Raw genomic sequence first — 24,211 nt, 5'->3', positions numbered from 1 at the left:
GTCTCGCCATGCTATTGGCGGTAGGCGGTGCCTTCCGGGTCGTACGGGCCGGCGCGATCACCTGCGCTGTGATCATCTGGCCCAACACGTCGACGTGGAGCTGTTTGCCAGGCTCCGCAAAGGCCGGATCGAGAAACGCATAAGCCAAGTTTTGCGCGACCCGGTACCCCCATCCGCCGGATGTGACGGTGCCGACAACGGCGCCGTCCTTCATGACCGACGCGCCACCATGAGCAGGTGCATCTCGACTGTCGAGCACCAAGGTCGCAAGGCGTTTTGTGGGTCCCGTGGTGCGTCGTGTTTCTAACGCGGCCTTGCCAATGAAATCGGGCTTGTCCAGTTGGACAAAGCGGCCGAGCCCGGTTTCAAACGGGTCAAACTCGGTCAGAATATCGGCCTTCCAATGCAGGTAGCCTTTCTCAAGACGCATCGCGTCGACCGCACGGGCACCGAAAAGGCGGAGGTCATGGGCCGCGCCGGCTTCGCGCAGGGCGGTGTAAGCGGCATAGAGCGAGGCATTGGGCACATGGATTTCATAGGCCAGTTCCCCCGAGAAGCTGACGCCCATCACGGTGGCGGGTGCGATCCCGATGAAACATTCGCGGACTGAGAGCCAAGGGAAGGCCTCTTTGGACCAATCGGCACGACTGACCGTGCTGATCACGTCCCGGGCGCGGGGACCCGCCAAGACAAGGATTGTCTGATCATTGGTCAGCGATCTGATCTGGACCTCCTCGCCTGGTTCGATGTGCTGCGTCAGCCAATCCATGTCATGGAATTCGGCTGCGGCAGCCGAGCCATACCAGATCCGCGCCGGCCCCCGATCCGAAGCCGGGATATTGGCAATCGTCGCTTCGGATTTCAGCATGCCGTGGTGATTGAGCAGATAGGCGAGACCGACCCGGCCCGGTTTTCGTGGCAAACGACCGCAGATCATCCGGTCAAGGAAGCCTTGCGCATCGGCACCGGTGATCTCAAAGCGATTGAATCCATTGACCTCAGAAAGGCCGACCGCGTTTTGCACGGCTGCGACTTCCGCTCCGACAAGATCGAAGGCCTCGTCGAACCGGAAGCTAGGCGTGACATGAAAATCGGGGCTGGGTTTGAAGAACTCCGCCCGCTCCCACCCATTGACGGTGGTGAACTCCGCCCCTTCGGCGGCCAGGACCGGCGTGAGCGGGGTGGTCTTGGCCATACGCCCGGCGGGGCGATGCTCGTTGGGGAAATGAAAGCGGAATTCGTTTTGGTAATCCTCGATCGCTTTCAGGGCGGTCAGTTCGGTATTGGCATGTCCGGTGAAGCGCCGCGGGTCGAGCATCCAGGTGTCGTAACAGGCCTCTCCATGCACGATCTGTTGTGCCAAGAGCCAACCATGCCCGCCGCCTTCGCCGAGCCCGGCGCGCAAGCCGATGATGCAGAACGCGTTCCGCTTGCCGGGGATCGGCCCGACCAAAGGCGCGCCGTCGATGGTATAAGTGATCGGACCGTTGACCACCGTGTGAATACCCACCTCCATCAGTGCGGGCATCCGGGCAAAAGCCCCCTCCAACACATCGGTGATCCGGTCCAGATCATCCGGGCAAAGCGCATTGACGAAATGCGGATCGATCCCGTCCATCGCCCAGGTTTTGCAGTCTTGTTCGTAGAACCCGACCAGCAGGCCAGTCTTCTCCTGACGGCAGTAGTAATCGCTGATCGGGCAGCGGAGGAGCGGCATGCGATGGCCCGCGTCGCGGATTGCCGGAATCTCTTCAGTGACGAAATACTGATGCTCCATCGACATCACCGGGTGGTGCACGCCCATCATCGCGCCGACCTCATTGACGCGGTAGCCGCAGGCATTGACGACGATTTCACAGGCGATATCGCCACGCTCCGTATGGACGGTCCAACTGTGATCCTTGTGTTGGGTCAGGCCGATCACTGGCGTATTGCGATAGACCTCGGCGCCAGCTTTCCGCGCCCGCCGGGCCAGCGCCTGGCAAAGCTGGGCCGGGTCGATATCGCCATCTTGGCCGTCCCATAACCCGCCGAGCAGGTTGTCGGTTGAGATCAGTGGATGGCGGCGCGCGCATTCCTCTGCATCGATCACCTCGAACTCGACCCCCATGCCGCGCGCCATGGAGTCAAAATGGTGATAGCCCTCTATCTGTTCGGGCGTATTGGCGAGCCGGATGCCGCCATCGCCATGGTGATAGTTGATCGGATACTCCGGATCGGCGGCAAGCTCGCGATAGAGCTGGATCGAGTGGGATTTCAGCCCGACCATGGTCTGCGTCATCCCGAAATTCGTCACCTGCGCGGCAGAATGCCAGGTGGTGCCCGAGGTCAGCTCATTGCGCTCCACCAGAACCACATCGGTCCAGCCTTCTTGGGTCAGGTGATAGAGGGTGGAGCATCCAGCGATGCCGCCACCGATGACAACGACACGGGTTTGCGATTTCATCGACGGGGTCCTCCAAGCAAGATGAACGGAGTGGCGGTCAATCGGCGGCGGCGGTCAATCGGAACGGCGCCTCTGTGATTTTCTCAAATCACAGTTTCGCTTTTTTCAGATGTTGCGAGATTTCCTTTGCCAACCCCATGCGCGGTCGTCCTATTTTGGCTGAGGAAGCGATGACAGATATGCACTCCAGACCCCGCCGTTCCGGCCGTAGCGCGCGCGTCGCCAAGCGCGCCGCGCCGCCTGAGGTCAATCCAGCCCCGGCAGGCCAGCAGGGCGGAACCTATCGGCCTTTGCGCGATGCAGATTTGCAGACCATTTATGCAACCGCACTGCGCCTGTTGGAGCAGCTCGGTATGGGCGAGGTGCCAGATCGCCTGGCCCGAGATTTGATCGCAGCGGGCGCGCAGCAGATGGAGAATGGCCGGATCAGCTTTCCAAGGGCGCTGGTAGAGCAGACGATCGCCCAAGCCGCCAAGACCTTCCCGCTTGATGGGCGAGACCCGGCGCGGTCTATCGAGGTGGGGGGCGACCGGGTCTATTTCGGCACCGGGGGCGCGGCGGTCAACACGCTGGATTTGGAGACCGGCCTTTACCGCCCCTCCACGCTGGCCGATTTGCATGATTTCACACGGCTGCAAGATACGCTGACGAATGTGGCGTGGTTCACCCGCTGTTGCGTGGCGACTGACGTGCCGGACACTCTGGATTTGGATGTGAACACGGCCTATGCGCTTGTGAAACACACCACCAAACCCGTCGCGACCTCGTTTACGCTGGCGGGGCATGTGGACCCGATTGTCGCGATGCTTGATATCGTGGCGGGCGGCCCGGGCGCGTTTGCCAAGCGCCCCTTCATGGCGGCCCATATCAGTCCGGTGATCTCGCCCATGCGCTTCGGCGAGGATGCGGTCGACGTGATCTACAAATGCGTCGAACACAACATCCCGATGAATTGCATCACCGCGGCCCAGGCCGGGGCGACCGCACCGGCCACGATGGCGGGGTTTCTGGCACAGTCTCTGGCCGAAACGCTGGCGAGCCTTGTGGTGGTCAACACGCTCGCGCCCGGCTTTCCGATGGTGTTTTCCAACTGGCCCTTCGTGATCGACCTGCGCAGCGGCGCGTTTGCGGGCGGCGGGGCGGAGACGGCGCTTCTGAATGCTGCCTCGGCGCAGATTTCCAACTGGTTGGGCTTGCCGTCCGGCGTGGCCTGTTCGATGACCGATGCCAAGGCGATTGACGCGCAATATGGCGTCGAAAAGGGCATGACTAGTCTGGCCGCGGCGTTGGCCGGGGGCAATTTGATCTATGAAAGCTCCGGCATGACCGCCGCGCTTCTGGGGGTCAGTTTCGAGGCGTTTATTCTCGACGATGAAATGCATGCGATGACCTATCGCACGCTGCGCGGCGTCGAAGTTACCGAAGACAATCTTGGCTTTGACGCGATCTGCGCCGCGATCCTGGGCGAGGGGCATTTCCTCGGCGCGGATCACACCTATCAGGCGATGGAGCGGGATTATCACTATCCGAAACTCGCCGATCGTGAGCAGCCCCAGACCTGGGCCGATAATGGGGCCGGCGATGCCTGGCAGCGCGCCAAGATGCGGGCGCAAGAGATCCTGGCCAGTCACCATCCGACCTATCTGACACCGGATCAGGACAAAGCCATTCGGGATCGGTTCAAGATTTTGGCGTAACCACCTCGTCCGGGATCAGACGAAAGCGGTCTTTCAGCCAGGGATAGGCCTCGATGGCTGGGCCAATTGCATGGGTCGACATCAGGCTGCGCATCGCGGCGGAGATCAAACGGGCAATGCCTTCCGCCTGCGCCTCGGCAATAAACACCGAGACCGTGCGGGCGAACTCCTTGCGCGGAAAGGGGAGCAATCGCACTTGGCCGTGAAAGCGCTTGGCGCGGACGTAATTGCTGGGCGTGGTGATCGCCCAGCCATCACCTTGCGCAATCAGCGCCATGATCGAGGCGGTGCTGTCGAGCTCAAAAGTGGTGTCGAGTTTCAGGCGCAGCCGGGTCAGTTGTGCCTCGACCATGCCGCCGATGATTTGACTGCGGCTATAGCGTAGAAAGGGCAGCCCGCTTTGGCCGGTGATGATATCTTCCGCCGACCGGCTCTGCGTCGCCGGGACCGCGAGAACAAACGGATCGCGGAGAAGCGGGATTTCTTCGACACCCGGTAAGGCGAATTGCGGCTGTGTTGCGATGCCCAAATCCAGATCGCGATTGCGCAACAGGTCGAGGATTTCGTGGCTGACCCGGGTGTGATGCGTGAACCGGCAGTGCGGCAGCGCCTTGGCCAGCATCCGGGTGATCTCTGGTCCGATATCATTCTCGAAATCCTCGATCATCGCAAAGCGCAGTTGATTGAGACCATGGGGCGCGGCGGCCCTAACCTCCACTTGCGCCTTGTCGAGCAAACCGAGGGCCTCTTCGACATAGCGTAGAAAGATCAGCCCCTCGGCAGTCACGACCATGGGGCGGCGGGCGTGATCCAGCAGATCAACGCCAAGCTGTGTCTCCAGATTGCGCAGATGATGCGAGACGGTGCTGATCGATAGCCCGGTCCGATCTGCGGTGATTTGGACCGACCCAGACTGTGCCGCGACCCGAAAGACCTCCAGGCCTTTGAGAGAAAGCTGAGACTGTTTCATAAGCCGATCCGCAGCCAGAGAAGAGAGGTTTCAACACAGCCAGCCTAGACGAAATAGACAACCTATCACAGGTAAGTTTCGATTTTTTAGAAATTGGCGACTTCGCACGATTGGCCAGCCGGGCTGCTCTACCGTCCCTCAATCGGCGGACAGCGCGGCCAGATGATCCCAAATGGCGTTTTCGGTGACACCGGGACTGCCCGAAATCCGGACCGCTGTCACATCAAGCGAATAGGAGGCCAAGCTTGCCGACAGATCGGCGATTGCCCCGCGCGCAATATGTGGCCGAGCGAGCGAAAGCGGCACCCAGGCGACGCCAATGCCCACTTTCGCCAGTTCCAGTGCGGCCAGGGTGAGTGCGGTTTCTGCTTTCGGCACGGCGCGCGCCAAGCTGCGGATGCGGGGCAAGATCACAGTGTCCATCACCTGCCCCAAAAACACGTCGCCGGGGTAACCGATAAAGGGCAACTCGCCCGACTGAAACCAGCTGTTCAATGCGTCAGCCTTGTCGACTGCGAAGACGGGGATCAGGCGATCTTCACCCAAGACAAGGCTTTCGATGTAATCGGCCTCAATCGGATGCTCCATGCCCGGCACCCGATAGACCAACGCGATATCGGCTTGCCGCGACAGGATCAGCCCGAAACAATCATCCAGATTGGCCGAGCGCAGGCGGACGAAAGCCTCGGGAATGCGGGCTTGGATGCCATTGACCAGTTCCGGGGTCAGCGATGTGGTCAGCGAGTGCAGGCTGGCGATGATCACCCGATTGCCCGACGTCCGGTCGCCCCGGCGCAGATCGGTCACCAACTGCCTCAGGTCGCCTGCGAGGCGGCCAATCTGTTCCCGCTGATCGGCTGTTGTCGGGCGCAGTTGCACCGGCTTGCGGGTTCGATCAAACAGCTCGACGCCGACATAGTCCTCGATGTTTTGAATCCGCCGCGAGAAGGCCGATTGTGTCAGATTGCGGCGCTCGGCGGCCTCAGAGAGTGAGCCATTCTCCGCAACCGCCAGAATATCTTCGAGCCATTCAAGTCGCATTGGCACCTCATATCATGCGCTTCATGCATATTAAGCCGAGTTATTCGCATTTGCATCAGGGATTTTCGGGTGCAACACTTCAATCTACGCAAAACCCATAATCAGAAAGCTGCCATGCATCTCGCTCGTTTTCCTCGTGTCTCGCTTGCTCATCTACCGACCCCATTGGAACGCCTGGACCGCTTGTCCAAGGAGCTTGGCGGACCCGAGATTTGGATAAAGCGCGATGATTGCACCGGGCTGTCGAGCGGTGGGAACAAGACTCGCAAGCTGGAATTCCTGATGGCCGAGGCCGAAGCGATGGGCGCCGATATGGTGATGACCCAAGGCGCGACCCAATCGAACCATGCGCGCCAGACTGCAGCGGCGGCGTCGAAACTCGGCATGAGGTGTCATGTCTTGCTGGAAGATCGCACGGGGTACGAGGATCACAATTACAACGAAAACGGTAATGTCCTGTTGGATCATCTGCACGGGGCAACAACTGCCAAATTCCCGGGCGGCCACGATATGCCGGGCGAGATGGAGCAGGCCGCCGAACAGGCGCGTGCCGACGGCAAGACAGTCTATACGATACCAGGCGGCGGCTCGAATGCCACGGGGGCGCTTGGCTATGCGAACTGCGCGCTGGAATTGTTGAACCAGGTGAATGAACGTCGGTTGATCGTGGATCATCTGGTCCATGCGACCGGGTCGTCAGGGACCCAAGCCGGGTTGATCGTTGGTCTGAAGGCGTTGAACGCCGGCATCCCGCTTTTGGGTTTCGGCACCCGGGCACCGCAGGAAAAGCAAGAACAGATGGTTTATGATCTGGCGGTGAAGACGGCTGCGAAGCTAGGCTGTCCTGGCGTGGTTGCCCGCGAAGACGTGCGAGCCGACACGAATTATGTTGGTCCCGGTTATGGCCTCCCGCGCGCAGACACAATTGAGGCGATCCGGATGTTTGCGGAGTTGGAGGGCATCCTTCTGGACCCGGTCTATTCCGGCAAAGGCGCCGCGGGTCTGATCGATTACTGCCGCAAAGGGCATTTTAAGAAGGGCGAGCGCGTGATTTTCTTGCATACGGGCGGCTCTGTGGGTCTGTTTGGATATGATAGCGTGTTGATTCAGGGCGAAAATCGGATGGCGGCTGAATAAGATATATGATGCGCCAAGTTGGCATACTGGGCGGCATGGGGCCGGAGGCGACGCTTCTGTTGATGCAGAAGGTGTTGGACGCTGTGCCGGCTGCCGACGATGCCGGCCATGTGCCGCTTCTGGTAGATCAGAACCCGCAAGTGCCGTCGCGGATCAAACACCTGATCGATGGCTCGGGCGAAGACCCGGCGCCGGTCTTGGTGCGGATGGCGCAGGATTTGGAACGCGCCGGAGCCGAGGCATTGGCGATGCCGTGCAACACGGCACATCACTATGCCGCCGCAATTCAAGCGTCGGTCTCTATCCCGTTTCTCGATATGATTGCACTGTCGGCGGCTCATGCGCGGCGTCTGGCGGGGGCGGGCGGCAAAGTCGGCGTTTTGGCGTCGCCCGCCGGACGAAAGGTGGCCTTGTTTGATGCGGCTTTGGCAACAGAAGGCCTGACCGCGCTCTATCCCGCTGACGAAGCCCCACTGCTGTCTGCGATCCGGTCGATCAAATCGAACGGGCCCAGTGATGCGACACGCGCGGCCCTCAGAGCTGCCTCGATGGATCTGCGGGATCAATGCGCGGTCGTGCAGATGATTGCCTGCACCGAGTTCTCGTTAATCTCGTCGGCGCTTGCGGCTGGAACGAAGGGCTTTGACACACTGGACATACTCGTGCTGGAATTGGTGGCGTTCGCGACGAATTCCCGGGGCCATAACCTGGCCTCAACCACACTCCCTGATGCTGCGAACCGGTCGGGCGCGGCACGGGGTAACAAAAAAACCGACCAACAGGGAAAGGAACTCTCCAAATGCTGAACAAAACTGTTCGCGCAACCCTTGCGGGTACGGCCATCGGCCTTGCCAGCTTCACCGCAGCTTCGGCGCAAGACCTGGTGATCGGCGTGCCAAACTGGCCCTCGGCCAGCGCCACCGCCAATATCCTGGAACAGGTGATCGAGACGAATTTCGGCCTTGAGGTTGAGCTGCAAAACGGCACCAACCCGATCATCTTCGAGGCAATGGATTCTGGCTCTATGCATGTGCATCCCGAAGTGTGGATGCCAAACCAGCAGAACCTGCATGACACCTTCGTCGTCGAAAACGGCACGGTGGTGATGAATGAGAACCCGGTGCAGGCCAACCAGGGCATGTGTGTGCCAACCTATATTGCCGAGCAATATGACATCACCACGATCGAAGATCTGACCGACCCCGAGAAAATGGCGATCTTCGACACCGATGGCGACGGTCGTCCGCAGGTCTGGATCGGCGCGCCGGGTTGGGCCTCCACCGTCATCGAGCGCATCCGCGCGCGGTCCTATGGCTATGATGAAGTGCTTGATCTGGAAGAGTATGACGGCACCGTGGCGTGGGGGCGCTGGGCACCGCAATCGAGGCCGAAGAGCCGTGGATCGGCTTTTGCTATGATCCGCATTTCATCTTCGTGGCCTATGATCTGACCTATCTCGAAGAGCCCGCGCATGATCCGGCGACCTGGAACGTGATCCAGCCGACCGATGACCCGGCCTGGTTGGAAAACTCCATGGCTTCAACGGCCTGGAACGGCGCCACATTGCACCTGCATTACGCAGCCAATGTGCAGGAGAACTATCCCGAAGTGGCGGCCCTGTTCGATGCCTATGAGATGCCCGCAGAGGTGCTCTCGACCATGGGTCTGGAACTGTCGATCAACGATGTTGAGCCGGCGGATTTTGCAGCCCAGTGGATTGCCGACAACGAGGATATCGTCCTTGGGTGGTTGACCAACTAAGCGTCGCGCGACGTTTCGGGGCCGTGCCGCAATGTTGGCGCGGCCCCTCTTGACGTTTCTATCCCATGCCACGCGTCCTCGGGGGACAAATACGATGAATGAAGCGGTTGTTGAACTGACCGATGTCTGGAAAGTCTTCGGAAAACGCGCCACCGAGACGATTGAGGCCGCGCGATCTCGGGGCTTGAACAAGCCCGAGGCCCTTGACGAATTCGGCACGGTGATTGGCGTGCGCGAGGCGACATTCTCGGTCTCGCGCGGTGAGATTTTCTGCATCATGGGCCTGTCGGGCTCTGGCAAATCCACGCTTGTGCGCCATGTGAACCGGCTCATCGAGCCGTCAGCCGGGACGATCAAAGTGCTGGGCGAAGATGTGGGCAAAATGGATGCCAAAGAGCTGCGCATGATGCGCGCCAAGCATATTGGCATGGTGTTTCAGCATATGGCGCTGATGCCGCACCGCTCGGTGCGGGAAAACGTGGCCTATCCGTTGGAAATTCGCGGCGTGCCGAAGTCGCGCCGCTGGGCCGTGTCTGATCACACGCTCGGCCTGGTGAACCTGGACGGCTATGAAGACCGGCTCCCACGTGAGCTTTCCGGCGGGATGCAGCAACGCGTTGGAATTGCCCGCGCCTTGGCCTCCGACCCCGAAATTCTGCTGATGGACGAGCCGTTTTCGGCGCTCGACCCGCTTATTCGCCTGCAATTGCAGGATCAGTTCAAATCGCTTGTCGAAGACCTCGACAAGACAACGCTGTTCATCACCCACGATCTGGATGAGGCGATCCGTATCGGCCACCGGATCGCGATCATGAAAGACGGCGTGATCGTGCAAATCGGCACGCCGGAAGAGATCGTGACCCAGCCCGCTGATGATTATGTCCGTGAGTTCGTCCAGGGCATCTCGCGCCTCAAACTGGTGCGGGCCCATACGATCATGGAGCCGATGAACGGCATCGATCCAGCGTCGCTGAACGGTGCGCCGCGCGCCGATCACGAAAGCGATCTCGACGCATTGATTGATATCTCGGTCGGCACCGACGGGCCGATTGTGGTGACCGTTGATGGCCAAGATGCGGGCGTTGTGAGCAAGGCGACGCTGCTGCGTGGCATCCAGGGGGGCAAGTAATGACCGATACATCCACCACACCGCGCGCCGAAAACGTCGCCGATATCGAGATGGATCACGCGGCGTTCAACGCCTCGGTGGCCGAGTTTGCCGTCACGAACCACGAGTATTACGCAAGCGCCTTCCGCAAGATCCACAACACCACGCGGGGCATCCCGCTGACGTTTAACTGGGCCGCCGCATTGCTCGGGCCAATTTGGTCTGCGGCCCGTGGCATTTGGGGCGGGTTCTGGGGGTTCTTGATCCTTGAGATTATCGCCTGGGTTCAGATCGGGCGCGGTACATGGGGCGAGTTGGGGGCCGACGATCTGGCCCGCGCCGCCACCCAAGAAGCACGCGCGCAGGACTTCCTGCAACGCGCGGCGGATGCTGTCGCCGCGGGTGAGGATGGCAGCCGGTTTGAGACGCTTGGCAACAACTTGTTGCGCGCCGCCGAACGCAGCCGCGAAGCCGCCGATGCGATGGCGGCGGATTCCGTTCAAATCCTGATCACCGGGTTGGTCCTTTTGGTCGCCATTCGGGTGATCCAGGGCGTCTGGGCCAATATTGCCTTGGAAAAACAATATGAACGCTGGCGGATCGACCCCGATCTTGTGCCATCGGGAGTCAACACAACCAACCTGATCTTGGGGATCGCGCTAGCATTGGCCATTGCGCCGCTCACAGTCTATCGCTTCACGGTGGAAGATGTCACCGAGTTCCTGACCTCTTTCCCGGCCAATCCCGATCACTATTCCGATACGGCTAGGTGGCTGGAGGATGTCATTGACGCGGCGGCCCGCAATGGGGCCGGGGCCTTTGACGGCATCGTCCTCGGCATTCGGCAAATCCTAGACACCATTTCGGTGGCGCTGATCGGCACGCCTTGGCCGGTGGTGATGACGGTGATCTGTGTCGTCGCTTGGCGTGCGGCGGGCCCGCGTGTGGCGATTTTCACCGCCGCAGCGCTCGCCTATATCGCGTTTCTCGGCTATTGGGAGGTCTCGATGGAGACCGTGGCACTGGTCGGGTCGGCGGTGTTCCTCTGCGTGCTGATGGGCATCCCGCTTGGCATCTGGTTCGGCAAATCCAAACGCGCCTATCGGATTGCCGAGCCGGTCTTGGATTTGATGCAAACCCTGCCAGCGTTTGTGTATCTGATCCCGATCATCGCGTTTTTCGGAACCGGCAACCCGCCGGGTATTCTGGCCACGATCATCTTTGGCATGCCGCCGGTGATCCGCCTGACAGCTTTGGGGATGCGGGGCGTGCCCGAAAGCATCAAGGAGGCGGCCAGCGCCTTCGGCGCGTCGAACTGGCAAATCCTGCGCGATGTGGAGCTGCCGCTGGCCCGACCGTCGATCATGACCGGGGTCAATCAGACGATCCTGATGTGCCTATCGATGGTGGTGATCATCTCGCTCATCGGCGGGGGCGGTTTGGGCCAGGAAATCCTGGAGGCGCTGCAATTCGCCGCCAAAGGCCCCGGTATCCTGGGCGGTCTCGCCATCCTCTTCGTCGCCATGGTCATCGACCGGATCGTCCAAGGCGCGTTCCGCCGCCGCGACCTGAAAGACGAGCATTGATCGGTTTTTCTGTTGTGGGGTTTGAGCTGACATAACCCCGAGGCGTGTATGGGAATTAACGATCTCACCTTGTCGTATAGATGCCGGTGAGATCGTTTCTTTGCCTGCTAATGTGGGGCGAATTCTAAGGCACCTGAGTTGGAGATGCGCATAAGCGGCCAAGTGCATCTGACGATGTGTAGTTGATGCCTGACACAAGCGTAGACAACACATCGGAGAGTATGAATTCGAGTAGAGGGCGGCAGCAAGAAAATGGCACGTTCGAGGACGGGTGGGAGTGTCTGAGGGCAGTCGAGATGCGTCAGCTGTAGACTTTAGTCCTTAGGGCCACAGCAAGCCTTTGTTTCTAAGGCTTTCAATGTGATACAATGAGAAAATTGGCTCGGGCAGTAGAGATCGAACCTACGACCAATTGATTAACAGTTACTAATTGCCATTTTTCCCATTAGCTCACATGCTTTCAAAATACCTCACATGCTATTGTAAATAAATAGAAAATCAATCTCTTGTATTGTTTCTTTCCTCTCCATATTCGTCGGTACCTACTCAATATCTGCCTACTAAATGCCTACTAAATTGGGGATGAGATGCCGAAGCTGACAGCGCAATTCGTCGGAGACCTGTCTTTCGCAAGAGCCGGGCAGTCCATGATCACAGATGGTGCGCTGCGAGGGTTTGGTGTGAGGGTTGGCACGAGATCGAAATCTTACTTTGCGGAAAGCCGCGTGAAGGGGAGAACCCGGTGCGTCACGATTGGTTGGGCTGACACCTTAACGCTCAATGATGCCCGAAAGCTCGCCGAGAAGGCGCTGGTTGAAATGGCCGATTGCAAGGACCGTAACGTCCAACTCGGGCAAGACCGGGCCAAGCTCATGACACTCGGTCAAGCGGCGGACGGTTGGCTGTCCGAACGTGCGCACAGCCTCCGTGCTGGCCTCTCTACCAGCGGCATCAAGGCCGGGGTGCCGACCCATAAAGTGCGAGCACAAACCGGCCACGCCTCGGACCTGATGTTGTCGCGCGATGCTAGCGGGGCTGTTCGATCGGAACTCGGCAGAGACGTTGCTGTAAGTTCCACGCTGACAACTTGTTGCTTGCCGCCATGAATCTCGAGAGCGTTTGGGAATGCTCATGTAACAGCCCTGCAATACGCAAGAAATTGGTCCGGGTTTTGGAGGAGAATCTTTAGGGCGCAACGAAGGGTTTTCGAGGGGAAATACTCAACAGCTCAAGCGATGGCTGTTGCAAACCATCTCATGCGTCTTAGGGTCATCGAAAAGGGCCGTGTCGGGACTCGATGATTATCAAGTTATTCAGAATAGTTTTCTTTCTCGTTTTGTATTTGGTGCTTAGCATGATTGCAGTGACAACCTTTCTCCAAGGCTGGTCCGAAGGTGCACAGATGCTGTTCTTATTCGGAACACCAATAGCCTTGGTTTGGTGGGGTGAGAAAAGAAGAGCAAATATGCTGGCACAAGCAGGAGATGATGTTTCTCAAACGGATGCCGAACTGGCTCGCAGATCACCGAAGTCACAAAGGAAAGTGGAACGCCTTGATCGACAAAGCCCAAACGAGCTGACCCTGATACGCGAACAAGCATTGAGGGAACGCAATCGGGATGCCATCCTGTCCGGTTCTTCTCGTAGCCTGCAAAATTCAGCGAATGAAACTAGGCCAAAGTATCAGCCGCCCAAACAGGACTATGCCGCCATTGTAAAGGCGGGTAGAGCGTCGTCAGCGGAACTGTCGCAGATCGCCGACAGGAAAGAACGCGCGAGAACGGCGACACGCAAAGCCACTCACCGAACCCGATGGGTTCCGTCATCTGAAAACGTTAGTGTCGGCGGGCGAGAGATTGGCGGCATGGTCTATGTCGGCACACCGCCACGCCTGAATGACTATGGATATCGGGACAAGTGCCGGGCCTATATTGATCCCTCTCTGTCTGTCGCCCGCAATGGCACCGATAAGGTGGGCAACTACATGCCCTATTGGCCTGGCTATTCGGAAATCCCATCGCAATGTCGGGCGACATATCTGGATTGGTTGGCAAGTGGACGTTTGGATCCATTATATGATCCGGGCTACATGTTTCTCTATTTCTATGGGCTGGAGCGTCGTTTCGTCCTGGATCACCCTGCTGAGGCTGAGAAGCGGGAGATATTGCAGGAAGTCCGGCGTCTGAAGGACCTTTACCCGGATAACGGATCGGTGCAGCGGTATCTGGGGGAATTCATTCAGCTTGCGCAAATCTCGTTGAATGATGAGGCCGTTCATGAGCCGGTTTTTGACTATCGCGGCTGGGACCTGCCGCTGTCGCTCAAGATCGCCATCGGGGCGCGTGTGGGGCGCGGTGACTTGCTCTCGGCGGATTGGGTTCTCAGTTGGTTGATGTGCCATCCTGAGCGCCGCCTGCGCACCCCGGCAACACGCTGTGTTGAAGAGTTTCGCGCTCTGTTCAGGCTGCGCTTCGACGAACGTTTTCCTGATGGTTTGAAGGTGAACAAGCCACGCAAGATGCTCAAGCCCACTTATCAGGCCGCATCAAGCGAATTCCAAGGTCAGCTAGAGCCGACGGTAAATGGGGCAAAAGTGCCTGACATTTCCGGCCTAAGAAAACCCGTAGAGATCGCACAGGAAATCGCAGATGAGGTGATGGACGATCTCGACAAACTTAGCCGCTATCTGGGTCGGAACCCAGACGGGCGAGGGAGCGTGGAAGCGCAGGCGCTGTTGCCTCAGGAGTTGTGGGAGTTGTTTCCAAGCGCTGAACTGGAGAAACTCAAGGCTTGGGCTTCGGATCGTGTTGGCAGCGGTGGTTTGATCCCCGTTCTGGACGTTGTTGAACGCCTTGAAGGAGCGCGGCCAGAGAAATTGAGCAAACGTATCCTGACCGGCGCGGCGGATGCGCTGGCTCGGATCGGCTATGGCTTTGCGCCTGACCCCCGTTTCGCCCTGCGCTCACCCAAGCTGGATGAACCTGTGGTGTTGTTTGAGTTGGGTGAAGCGGTCGCGCAGTTGGAAGACGTCTCCGACCGATACCGCGCTGCGCTGATCGAGGCTGCGCTAGGATCGTTTGTAGCCCATGCGGACGGACAGATCACCGAGAGCGAAAGGAAGTCGCTATTGGCCAAGGCTACGGACGTGGAAGGGTTGAGTGGGCAGGAATGCCGTCGACTTGCTGCGAATGTGGAATGGATGCTGGCAGTTGCACCGGACATGAGTTTGCTCCGGCGCAAGCTCAAGGACACCGGGCCAGAGGCGATGGCGCGGGTCAGGTCGGCGTTGGTCGCAGCAGCCCATGCGGATGGTGTGATCCAATCCGAGGAGGTTGCGGGGATTGAGAAAATTTACAAGGCGTTGGGGCTGGACCCGGCTTTGGTGTATTCCGACCTTCATACCGGGGATGCCAGTGACGGACCGGTGCGTGTTCGCGCTGCTGAACCCGGTGCTGCGGGAGAGGCCATTCCTGATGAAGCCCCGTCCGGGCCTCCGAAGTTGGATGCTGCTCGGATCGCGGCCATTCAATCCGACACTGCGCGTGTCTCTTCGGTATTGGGGGACATCTTCGACGATACGCTGGACGTGCCCGAGGACGCCGAGCCAGATGAAACGGTTCTAGGTGGTTTGGATGCCAAGCACTCACATCTGGTGAAAGCCCTGATCGCACAGGATCATTGGACGGAAGACGCGTTCGAGGACTTGTGCCGCGCTGCGGGGCTTCTTGCCTCGGGTGCCATCGAAGACATCAATGAATGGGCCTATGAAACCTATGATGAGGCCCTGCTGGATGAATACGATGGCTACGACGTTTCGCCCGACCTGGCCGCGCAATTGAAAAAGAAATTCGAAGAGGAGATGCCCCATGTCGAGGCTTAAACCCCGTGAACGCGATGCAATCGTTCAGGCCCTGCGCGCGGGTGTCGTGCCCAAGCTGGGGCTGCGCCATATTCAGGTCGGACGGGTGCGCGAGATCGAGGAACTGGTCAAGGACATGGATCGCCTTGCTGATGGTGGGTCTGCGATCCGGTTCATCATTGGAGAGTATGGCTCGGGCAAGACATTCTTTATGAACCTGATCCGCCTGGTCGCGCTGGAAAAGGGGCTGGTCGTGATGTTCGCCGACCTGGCCCCGGATCGCCGCATTCACGCCACTGGCGGGCAGGCCCGGAGGCTGTACGCCGAAATGGCGCGGAACCTTTCGACCCGAACCAAACCTGATGGCGGGGCATTGGCCAGTGTTGTGGAACGCTTCGTCTCCACCGCCCATCGGGAGGCTGAGGCCCGCGATCTGCCCACCGGCAATGTGATCCGTGAGAAGCTGGCCCATTTCGAGGAATTGACCGGCGGGTTCGAGTTTGCCGAGGTTATCCGCCGCTATTGGGAGGGCCATGAAAACGGGGATGAGGAGTTGAAATCCTCGGCCCTACGCTGGCTGCGTGGTGAGTTTGCCACCCGCACCGATGCACGTAAGGCGCTTGGGGTCCGGACGATCATCAATGACGCCAGCGTTTATGACCATCTCAAGCTGATGTCCGCCTTTGTGGTCGAGGCGGGGTATAAAGGGCTGCTTGTGGGCATGGATGAGATGGTGAACCTCTACAAGCTCACCTCATCGCAGGCCCGCAATGCCAACTACGAGCAAATCCTGCGCATCTTGAACGATGTGCTGCAAGGCAGCGCCGAGAATCTGGGCTTCCTGATGGGCGGAACGCCCGAGTTTCTGATGAACACGCGCCGGGGGCTCTACAGTTATGAGGCACTGCAATCGCGATTGGCAGAAAATACCTTTGCCAGAGAGGGACTTGTGGATCTTTCCGGTCCTGTGATCCGGCTGGCCAGCCTAACCCCCGAAGATCTGTTCGTTCTGCTGACCAATGTGCGCCGGGTGATGCAAGGGGAAGACACGGCCCTGCCCGATACCGCGCTCGAAGCCTTCATGACCCATTGTTCTGAACGGATTGGCGAAGCGTATTTCCGCACTCCGCGCAACACCGTGACAGCCTTCGTCAACCTGCTTGCTGTGCTTGAGCAAAACCCCGGTGTGGAATGGTCGGACCTGATTGATGATTTGGACGTAGCTGACGATCAGGGCGACGATATGAGCGATATTGACGATGCAACCGGGTCGCAGCCAGCCCAGGGCGACGACGATCTGGTCAGCTTCAAGCTCTGATCCGGTGCCATGAGTTCTGCCTTCGACAAGTTGGCGCGTCCGGTTCAGAAATGGGTGCGCTCCAAAGGCTGGCGGGAATTGCGCCAGATACAGGCGGATGCGGTTCATGTTGTCATGGATGGCAATGCCGACTTGATTGTTTCCGCCTCGACCGCTGGCGGCAAGACTGAGGCCGCCTTCCTGCCTTTGATCTCGCAGGTTCTGGATGATCCGGCGGAGCGCAGCGGGTTCGATTTGGTTTATGTCGGGCCGCTCAAAGCCTTGATCACAGATCAAGCGATGCGGCTCGAAGACATCTGCCGAGAGGCAAATTTACCTGTCTACCCTTGGCATGGAGACGTGTCGGGTAGTGTGAAAACACGGGCTATGAAAGCGCCCAAGGGCATCCTGTTGATCACGCCGGAATCCCTTGAGGCCCTGTTCGTGCGGCGGGGCCTGGAAATCCCGCGCCTGTTTGGGGCCACGCGGGCGATTGTGATTGACGAGTTGCACAGTGTTCTGGACAGCGAGCGCGGGGTTCAGATGCGCTCCTTGCTGACGCGACTGGAGATAGCCGTGAAGCGTCCTATCCGGCGTGTCGGGCTGTCGGCTACGCTCGGCGACATGAATATGGCGAGCGCCTACTTGCGATCTGACAATGCAGAGGCTGTGAAGCTGATCGAGGCCAAAGGTGGAGAGGTCGAACTACTTTTGCAATTGCGCGGCTACGTTTCAGGTGGCGAGGATCAAAACGCGCCGTCTGCGACTGATGCGGTGTCCGCGCACCTGTTCAAACACCTACGTGGTAGTGACAATTTGGTCTTCGCAGGAGCGCGGCAACGGGTCGAGATTTATGCCGACCGATTACGCAACCTCTGTGAAAAGGCTCACCTGCCGCAGGAATTCTATCCCCATCATGCAAGTCTCGCACGGGAACACCGGGATTTCGTCGAAAAACGCCTGAAAGATGCGAACCTACCGACAACTGCCGTGTGCACCTCGACGCTGGAACTGGGCATCGACATTGGTGACGTGGCCTGTGTGGCCCAGGTAGGCGCTCCGTTCAGCGTTGCGGCCCTGCGTCAACGGCTGGGACGTTCCGGGCGTCGCGAAGGCCAGCCTGCGATCCTGCGTCAATACGCGGTTGAGGCCAGATTGGAGAGCGAAAGCAGCTTTGTCGATCAACTCCGTCTCGGCCTGATCCGCGCGATTGCCATGATCGAACTGCTGCTGGAGGGCTGGTGTGAGCCGCCAAGGCCAGAGGCATTGCATCTGTCCACGCTGGCGCATCAAATCCTATCGGTTATTGCAGAACGCGGCGGTGCGCAGGCAAACAGGCTGTATCGCGTCCTGTGTCAGGAGGGGCCGTTCCGGCAGGTGGACACTGGGCTGTTTCTGGACGTTCTTCGGGCAATGGGGCGGCCAGAAGCTGAGTTGATCGAACAATCCTCTGACGGCTTGCTGTTACTCGGGGCGGTCGGCGAGCGAATTGTCGAACATTACAGCTTCTATGCCGTATTCAAGACGCCCGAGGAGTTCCGCCTTGTCGCCGATGGCAAGGAACTGGGCACATTGTCGATAGACAATATCCTGACCCCGGGAATGCTATTGATCTTTTCGGGGCGCAGGTGGGTCGTGCAGGAAATCCACGATCTGGAGAAGGTTATCCTTGTGAAGCCCGCAACGGCTGGTGTTCCACCGTTATTTGGCGGCGATCCTGGCGTGATCCATGATCGTGTTATCGAGAAAATGTTCGACCTTCTCGAAGGGGATTCAGAGCCGAGCTATATGGATCAAGCGGCCCTGCGGCTACTTAGCGAGGCTCGCGCCAACTACGCCCGACAGGGCTTCACGGCCACACCTTTCGTTGAATTGGGTGGAGGCGCATATATTCTGGCAACGCGCTGCGGCACGGTCAAAACGACGACGCTGTCCATGGCACTGGGCGCATCAGGTTTTCAGATAACTCAGCACGATGGTTTTTTGCTGGTTGAGACAGGCGCCGCTGATCGGTCTCTGGGGCAGGTGCTGTCGGCAATGGCCCGCGCGGAGATGCCCGATCTGTTCACACATGCGCCGAACCTGATTTTTGAAAAGTATCACTCCTACCTGACGCCCGATCTATTGAAACTGGATGCTCTTTCGACACGTGTTGACGCCGGTTGCTTGCAAAAGCTGTGCGCGGATTTTCAGGAATACACGAGCGACCGGATTGGATTGCAACCAAGCTGAACGCGCAACCGTTCGAAGCGTTATCAGAATTTTAAGATCAATTTGACATGCTCTTGGTTCGTCAATCGCGGAAAAATCCATGAATCAGTCATTTTCAGAGTTTCTCCGCTCCGGCGGCGAAGGAGAGTTCCTTTTGCACAAATCGACCACCGGCATGGTCGGTCGTCGGGTTGGTTGGTCCGTCAAAAACGCATTCCCCAACTACAGTTCCGCACGAGCAGCCTTCGAGGATCAGCTTGGCGAGGCAGCCGTTGAAAACGCCAACATGCTTCTGGCCGTATTGGCAGATTCCTACGATCCACCACTTGAAGAGCAAGACCTGCCCAACATCGACACGGCGACAAGCGAAACGCTGGCCGTCTGGGATCAGCGGCTGGCAAGAATCTGGGCCGAATGGCAGTCTCATCCTCAACGATTGCGGCCTCTTCGGCAGGCAATGGAGGAAAGGCTATTGCGCAGCTATGCGGGTTTGATCAATGAAATCAGACAGCGTGACCTAAGCATAGAGCAATACACTTGGGAAACGGTTGGGGATGAGAGGGTCCGTGCGGGCCATGCAGCCCGCGATGGTCGCGTATTTCGCTGGGATTCTGACGATGAGCATCCCGGAGAGGCCCCAAATTGCCGCTGTTCCGCCCGCCCAGTGCCGCCTGATGCAGGTATCGGCGTCTTGGGGTCAATTAGTTTGCTGGACCGCTTCCTCGGAACCCTTGACGAAGATTTCTCGGCTGGTCTCGGCGTCCGGCCACAATCCTTTGCGGAACGGCTGCGCGACTTGTTCCAGCCTGAACCCGGCGTGACGATCGACGGCGAAATGCTCGATATCCAAACGCAGGGTGATCTCGCCGTTGCCTTCCAGCAGCTTGGCGATGCGATCAAGGATGACCCGGGTGCGTTCTTGGACTTGATCGGTCGCTATGGCGAGGGCTTTGATCGGCTAGCATCGGTGTTTGGTATCACCAATGCCGAAGCCCTGATGACGGCGGCGGCCTTGGCTGCCTCGGGTGCCCCAGAAGCACTGGTCGATGAGGCCTTGACCCAATCGCGAAGCGCCGTCGATCGGTTTGTGGGCGGAACCGCAACATCCCTGGTGGATATTGCCGAAGCCATCCGAAACATCCCGAACATCCGATGGTCAGATATTCGCCGCGTTGCTCAGGCGCTTTATGCCGATCCATCGTTGCTGTCTGAGGCGATGATCGAACCATTCAGGGAACGCATTGCCGTTGGCGACTACGCGGGCGCATTGGGCTACGCCCTTCCAGAAGTCATCGCGGGCGTGGCCGCACTGAGCCGAGTGCGCAATCGTGCCGAGGGGCTATCCGCGTCCGAAGACCTCACGCTTGAGCGGCTTCAAGCCGACCCCGACTTCGAGGGCATTCTCAATGCGGGGCCGAATGCGCCGCGTTTCGAGCGCTGGATCAATCGTGGGGGAAGCGTGGAGCTTATGCCAGAAGGGCATTTCCGTTACTCTGCCGAGATTGAGGTGCTGGGTCAGCGCCAGCGTGTCTCGGTGGAATATCCCGACGGATACCCGGATTTCACGCCCTTCATGACCCATCCAAGCGGGGTAAGATCGGTTGAGATTGAGGTAACGGGGCATTCACGAACAGACAATCGGCGCGCCAACACGGAAGCCGGTCACCCGGAATGGGGAAGCAGTCCGCCTGCAGGATGGCTTTGGCACCATGTCGAGGATGCGCGTACCATGCAACTGATCCCAACTGTGATAAACAGTCGTTTCACCCATAGTGGCGGTGCGTCTATTGCGAGGAACCAATGATTTTTGACAGGCAAAACAAACCAACCGATGAAGCCCACATCAAAGATTTTGAGGTGAGCAGAGGTGTCACGCTTCCTAAAGATTACCGGGTGTTCCTTCTGAATTACAATGGAGGTCGACCCGCAGACGCAAATTCGTCATTTCAGCCAGAGAGGCTTATTTGGTTAAGCGTAGAAGAGTTTTATGGATTTACAGAAGATTCGCTAAATGATATCGCAAGTTTTCGCTACAATGACTTCTCAGACCACATCCATGCGCGCTTGCTTCAAGTCGCCAATACGGGTTCGCAAGGCATATATATGGACCTGCGAGAAGGGCCTATGCACGGCAAAATTTACATTTTGGCCCGTCCCGCAAATGAAACAGTTCTTGTCGACGACACGGGTTTTGAGGACGACGGCGACTATGACGAAGCCAGGTTTCTTCATCCCATCGCAAACAGCTGGACCGAGTTTGTCGACATGCTTGGCCCGGAACCACCCTTCGACGACTGAACGCAACACATCCGGTCGGACCTAATGTTGGAGGGCATTGCCGCCACACTGCGGAGATTGATGTGCCGGGTCAACGCCAGCGGGTCTCAGTGGAATACCCCGACGGATATCCTTTGGGATCAGTGGCGACTAGCTCCGCGCCGACTTTTGCCGCAGCTGCCTCCCGCCGTGCCATGATGCAATGAGGGCATTCCGGATTGTGCCCAGGCACGACGCTGATCCGCTTCAGCGTCGCTTGCCACAACTCTTGCATGCAAGAACAACATGCAGACGATCCTTGGCGCGTGCAATCAGATGAAACCCCTTCTTTTCTGCTGCGTCGCGCCATCGAGGCGGAATAGGCTTAGGAAAGATCGGAACGGGACGACCATCAATCGGAAACGGGAACTGGACCTTTGAAACAGGCATGAGTGGACTCCAAAAGGGAACATACAGGTGCTCGAAACGCATCGGCATGCTCGATGTGGGGGCAGACTTCTCATGCCTGTTCGGAAGACCGGACAGGCATGAGAAACGGGTTGGGGAAGAATTCAGGCGGTGCGCTGAACTGACATCAGGGCGAGATTGCCCCGGTAAGCTTCCAACAGTGCGTAGGCCTCAAAAGGAGCGCGGAAAACCCTGGGTTACCCCGACCGTTCGCCTTGTGCAGCTTCAGGATATCGGATCCGGATTGCAGTAGGTCGAACTCATCGGGAAAGTTGCCTGGAGCTGTGCTCAACAAGGCAGAGGACGCTTGTTTCAGGTCAGGATACGCATCGGTCATTCCGATCAGTCCATGAAGTGCCGCGATGCAGGACGACCAGGCTGACGCCGCCGCGTGCCCCAGCTCCCGACCTTCGGAAGTGTCGAAATTCGCGCGAGCAGTATGAACTTCCCAATCTGCGCGCAAAGCCTCAAACATCAGGTCAAGCGCATTCCGGAATGCAAGGCGGTCGTCGCAGATGATGGATTCCAGCGGTTCAAGCCCCGCTACAGGCGTGGTATTCGGCGTATCAGCCCTGATGATCTCTCCTGTAGATTTGATTGGTCAGCGTGGGCGAAGGAGTTGCAGCTCCATCGCTCACGTGCTTTATATGATATCAAGAAATCTGCAGCCAATAGATGATATCATGAAATCTCGCGGGCGACCGAAAGTTGATACTGCACCGGTGATGGTACGTATGCCGACAGAGCTCATTGAGCGGCTGGACGAGGTGCGGCGTGATACAGAAGATCTGCCGAGCCGACCGGAACTCATAAGGCGGATCGTCGAAGAATGGTTGAGCCAGCAGCGCGACAAGCGTTGATAACGTTGCAAATCAGGGCTTATTTCGTTGAAAAACTCTTTCTTGATCGAATGGTAGGTCGCTGATTCAATTCCTTCTGTAGGGAAGATTTGGTGCCGCCAGCGAGGTACAGCCCAAGTTCACCTCGCATTCCGATCCAGCTAGCCAATGAACAGCAGCACGCAAAGGCCCTGCGTTCTTTAGTTATTCGGACAACTATCTGATCGACACAGACCACGGCGTCATTGTCGACGTGGAAGCCACCCGCTCAATCCGTCAGGCCGAGGTTGGATCGACCAAGACCATGCTCAACCGGGTGAAGGCCAAGTTTGATCTGCATCCAGAGCGGCTGATAGCAGACACCGCCTACGGCACCGGGCCTTTGCTTGGCTGGTTAGTGGACCGCAAGATCGCGCCGCATATCCCAGTGTTCGACAAGTCTGGGCGCAACGACGGAACCTGGACCCGCGCTGACTTCGAGTGGGATTCAGAGAACGACCAGTACATCTGTCCCGAAGGCCACGCTCTGAAGCAGTTCCGCCGGAATTATTCCGACCCGACCCGAGGTCCGACTGGCAAGGGCACGGCCCGTTATCGGGCCTTGAAGGAGATATGTCAGGCCTGTTCGTCAAAAGCCAAATGCTGCCCGAACGCTGATGCGCGTAAGATCACCCGTGAAGAAACCGAAGACGCCCGCCAGGTCGCACGCGACATCGCCAAGACCCGCCAGTACGACATCTCGATGAAGCTCCGGAAGAAGGTCGAGATGCTGTTTGCCCATCTCAAACGCATCCTCGGGTTGGGGCGGCTGCGATTGCGCGGCCCATGCGGTGCAAACGACGAATTCCTCCTCGCCGCCACCGCCCAGAACCTCCGCAAACTGGCCAAGATCTTTCCTGCACCGCAGCAAATGCGAAAAGCCTGATCAGAAAGGCGCTCGCGCTCCGTTCAGTGCACCACTTTCTGCATCAGCAACACATTGCTTTTCAACAGAATCAGCGGAAAGCTGCCGTTCGCTGCAAGCGCGCGACAAACTCTGGCTATTCAGCAAAGCGGCCATTCAGAGCCATCATCGCTTCTTTCTGACATCCAATTTCTCATTGTCGGTGCCGTTAAGCTAATGGCGAGGACTGTCATTGCACCAGTCGATCCGCCCTTGATGGATCCAGAAGTGACACCGGCACTCGTTCGTCTGGCGGACCGAGGGCGAGATGGTCGGGCGCCTCAACCAGTCTGACATGGCCGTCCATCTGGGCCTCCGGTTCTTGCTGAGGGACAGCTTGATGATCTCGTCACACCCGCCCGGGCAGTGGAAGCAACTGGATCATCTGAAACTGACGCAGACAGACCTACAAAGAAGCGTTGGAGGTTTGATGATGAGAAAGCCTCATGGCACGGGACTTCGACCGGCAGGCCGCGGAAATCCAAATCCGTGTAGCCGTTCTCAACCGGTACACTGCTCTTAGCATAACTGTTACTGAAGTCGTCGGTTAAGTCCGTCCGGCGAAAGAGGAGGCCCGACCATCACCCGATTT

At 58.4% G+C, this 24,211-nt stretch carries 17 protein-coding genes and 3 pseudogenes; 16 read left to right on the top strand and 4 right to left on the bottom strand.

What is annotated here, in order from left to right; genetic code table 11:
• Window positions 1-11: 11 nt before the first annotated feature.
• Window positions 12-2,446, bottom strand: a pseudogene (locus tag QTA57_RS15795) (GcvT family protein).
• 137 nt (window positions 2,447-2,583) lie between these two features.
• On the opposite strand from QTA57_RS15795, the gene QTA57_RS15790 reads away from it, so the two are divergent.
• Complete coding sequence (locus QTA57_RS15790; protein ID WP_456237558.1) at window positions 2,584-4,143, top strand: trimethylamine methyltransferase family protein; 1,560 nt, start codon at window positions 2,584-2,586, stop codon at window positions 4,141-4,143.
• Here QTA57_RS15790 and QTA57_RS15785 read toward each other — a convergent pair.
• Both QTA57_RS15785 and QTA57_RS15780 read right to left on the bottom strand, forming a co-directional pair.
• On the bottom strand, window positions 4,127-5,113 hold the full coding sequence (locus tag QTA57_RS15785) for a LysR family transcriptional regulator (RefSeq protein WP_290152368.1): 987 nt from the start codon (window positions 5,111-5,113) through the stop codon (window positions 4,127-4,129). The two genes, QTA57_RS15790 and QTA57_RS15785, sit on opposite strands and share 17 nt — an antisense overlap.
• 138 nt (window positions 5,114-5,251) lie before the next feature.
• A complete protein-coding gene (locus QTA57_RS15780) occupies window positions 5,252-6,154 on the bottom strand; it encodes a LysR family transcriptional regulator (protein WP_290152367.1) in 903 nt (300 codons plus the stop codon).
• A gap of 114 nt (window positions 6,155-6,268) precedes the next feature.
• Between QTA57_RS15780 and cuyA the strand changes: the two genes are divergently transcribed.
• The 14 genes and pseudogenes from cuyA to QTA57_RS15710 all read left to right on the top strand — a co-directional run.
• A complete protein-coding gene (cuyA, locus tag QTA57_RS15775) occupies window positions 6,269-7,291 on the top strand; it encodes a D-cysteate sulfo-lyase (protein ID WP_290152366.1) in 1,023 nt (340 codons plus the stop codon).
• A 5-nt stretch (window positions 7,292-7,296) separates the two neighbouring features.
• Window positions 7,297-8,097 carry a cysteate racemase gene (gene cuyB, locus QTA57_RS15770; RefSeq protein ID WP_330696716.1) on the top strand — a complete coding sequence of 267 codons (801 nt, stop codon included), beginning with the start codon at window positions 7,297-7,299 and terminating at the stop codon, window positions 8,095-8,097.
• Entirely contained in the window at window positions 8,091-8,741 is a 651-nt protein-coding gene (locus QTA57_RS15765) for a glycine betaine ABC transporter substrate-binding protein (RefSeq protein WP_290152365.1), read from the top strand. The genes cuyB and QTA57_RS15765 overlap by 7 nt, the downstream gene beginning before the upstream one ends.
• Window positions 8,651-9,052 (top strand): glycine betaine ABC transporter substrate-binding protein, encoded by a 402-nt coding sequence (locus tag QTA57_RS15760; protein WP_290152364.1) that lies wholly within the window; start codon window positions 8,651-8,653, stop codon window positions 9,050-9,052. The genes QTA57_RS15765 and QTA57_RS15760 overlap by 91 nt, the downstream gene beginning before the upstream one ends.
• 94 nt (window positions 9,053-9,146) lie before the next feature.
• Entirely contained in the window at window positions 9,147-10,181 is a 1,035-nt protein-coding gene (locus QTA57_RS15755; RefSeq protein ID WP_145209765.1) for a quaternary amine ABC transporter ATP-binding protein, read from the top strand.
• Window positions 10,181-11,746, top strand: a complete 1,566-nt coding sequence (locus QTA57_RS15750; protein WP_145209762.1) for an ABC transporter permease — start codon at window positions 10,181-10,183, stop codon at window positions 11,744-11,746. Before QTA57_RS15755 ends, QTA57_RS15750 begins: the two co-directional genes overlap by 1 nt.
• A gap of 587 nt (window positions 11,747-12,333) precedes the next feature.
• The gene (locus QTA57_RS18680; protein ID WP_407933484.1) at window positions 12,334-12,852 is read left to right on the top strand and encodes an integrase arm-type DNA-binding domain-containing protein; all 519 of its coding nucleotides are present in this window, start codon (window positions 12,334-12,336) and stop codon (window positions 12,850-12,852) included.
• 191 nt (window positions 12,853-13,043) lie between these two features.
• A complete protein-coding gene (locus tag QTA57_RS15740) occupies window positions 13,044-15,626 on the top strand; it encodes a tellurite resistance TerB family protein (RefSeq protein ID WP_290152360.1) in 2,583 nt (860 codons plus the stop codon).
• Window positions 15,613-16,923, top strand: a complete 1,311-nt coding sequence (locus tag QTA57_RS15735; RefSeq protein WP_290152359.1) for an ATP-binding protein — start codon at window positions 15,613-15,615, stop codon at window positions 16,921-16,923. Before QTA57_RS15740 ends, QTA57_RS15735 begins: the two co-directional genes overlap by 14 nt.
• A gap of 9 nt (window positions 16,924-16,932) precedes the next feature.
• Window positions 16,933-19,134, top strand: a complete 2,202-nt coding sequence (locus QTA57_RS15730; protein ID WP_290152358.1) for a DEAD/DEAH box helicase — start codon at window positions 16,933-16,935, stop codon at window positions 19,132-19,134.
• Window positions 19,135-19,213: 79 nt separating this feature from the next.
• Window positions 19,214-20,917: an HNH endonuclease gene (locus QTA57_RS15725; protein ID WP_290152357.1), complete on the top strand. Its 1,704-nt coding sequence runs from the start codon at window positions 19,214-19,216 to the stop codon at window positions 20,915-20,917.
• Window positions 20,914-21,411, top strand: a complete 498-nt coding sequence (locus QTA57_RS15720) for an SMI1/KNR4 family protein (RefSeq protein ID WP_290152356.1) — start codon at window positions 20,914-20,916, stop codon at window positions 21,409-21,411. The genes QTA57_RS15725 and QTA57_RS15720 overlap by 4 nt, the downstream gene beginning before the upstream one ends.
• Window positions 21,412-22,352: 941 nt before the next feature.
• A complete protein-coding gene (locus QTA57_RS15715) occupies window positions 22,353-22,697 on the top strand; it encodes a ribbon-helix-helix protein, CopG family (RefSeq protein WP_290152355.1) in 345 nt (114 codons plus the stop codon).
• A gap of 88 nt (window positions 22,698-22,785) precedes the next feature.
• A pseudogene (locus QTA57_RS15710) lies at window positions 22,786-23,601 on the top strand (transposase); the annotation flags it as partial.
• A gap of 192 nt (window positions 23,602-23,793) precedes the next feature.
• On the opposite strand, the gene QTA57_RS15705 reads toward QTA57_RS15710, so the two are convergent.
• Window positions 23,794-23,955, bottom strand: a complete 162-nt coding sequence (locus QTA57_RS15705; RefSeq protein WP_290154950.1) for a DUF6527 family protein — start codon at window positions 23,953-23,955, stop codon at window positions 23,794-23,796.
• Window positions 23,956-24,056: 101 nt separating this feature from the next.
• On the opposite strand from QTA57_RS15705, the pseudogene QTA57_RS18675 reads away from it, so the two are divergent.
• Window positions 24,057-24,170 (top strand): annotated as a pseudogene (locus QTA57_RS18675) (IS5/IS1182 family transposase); the annotation flags it as partial.
• Window positions 24,171-24,211 lie beyond the last annotated feature (41 nt).

It is taken from the genome of Fontisubflavum oceani (assembly GCF_030407165.1).
Taxonomy (GTDB): Bacteria; Pseudomonadota; Alphaproteobacteria; order Rhodobacterales; family Rhodobacteraceae; genus Rhodophyticola; species Rhodophyticola oceani.
Note: the sequence above shows the minus strand (reverse complement) of the source record. Positions and strands in the feature narration are given on the sequence as shown.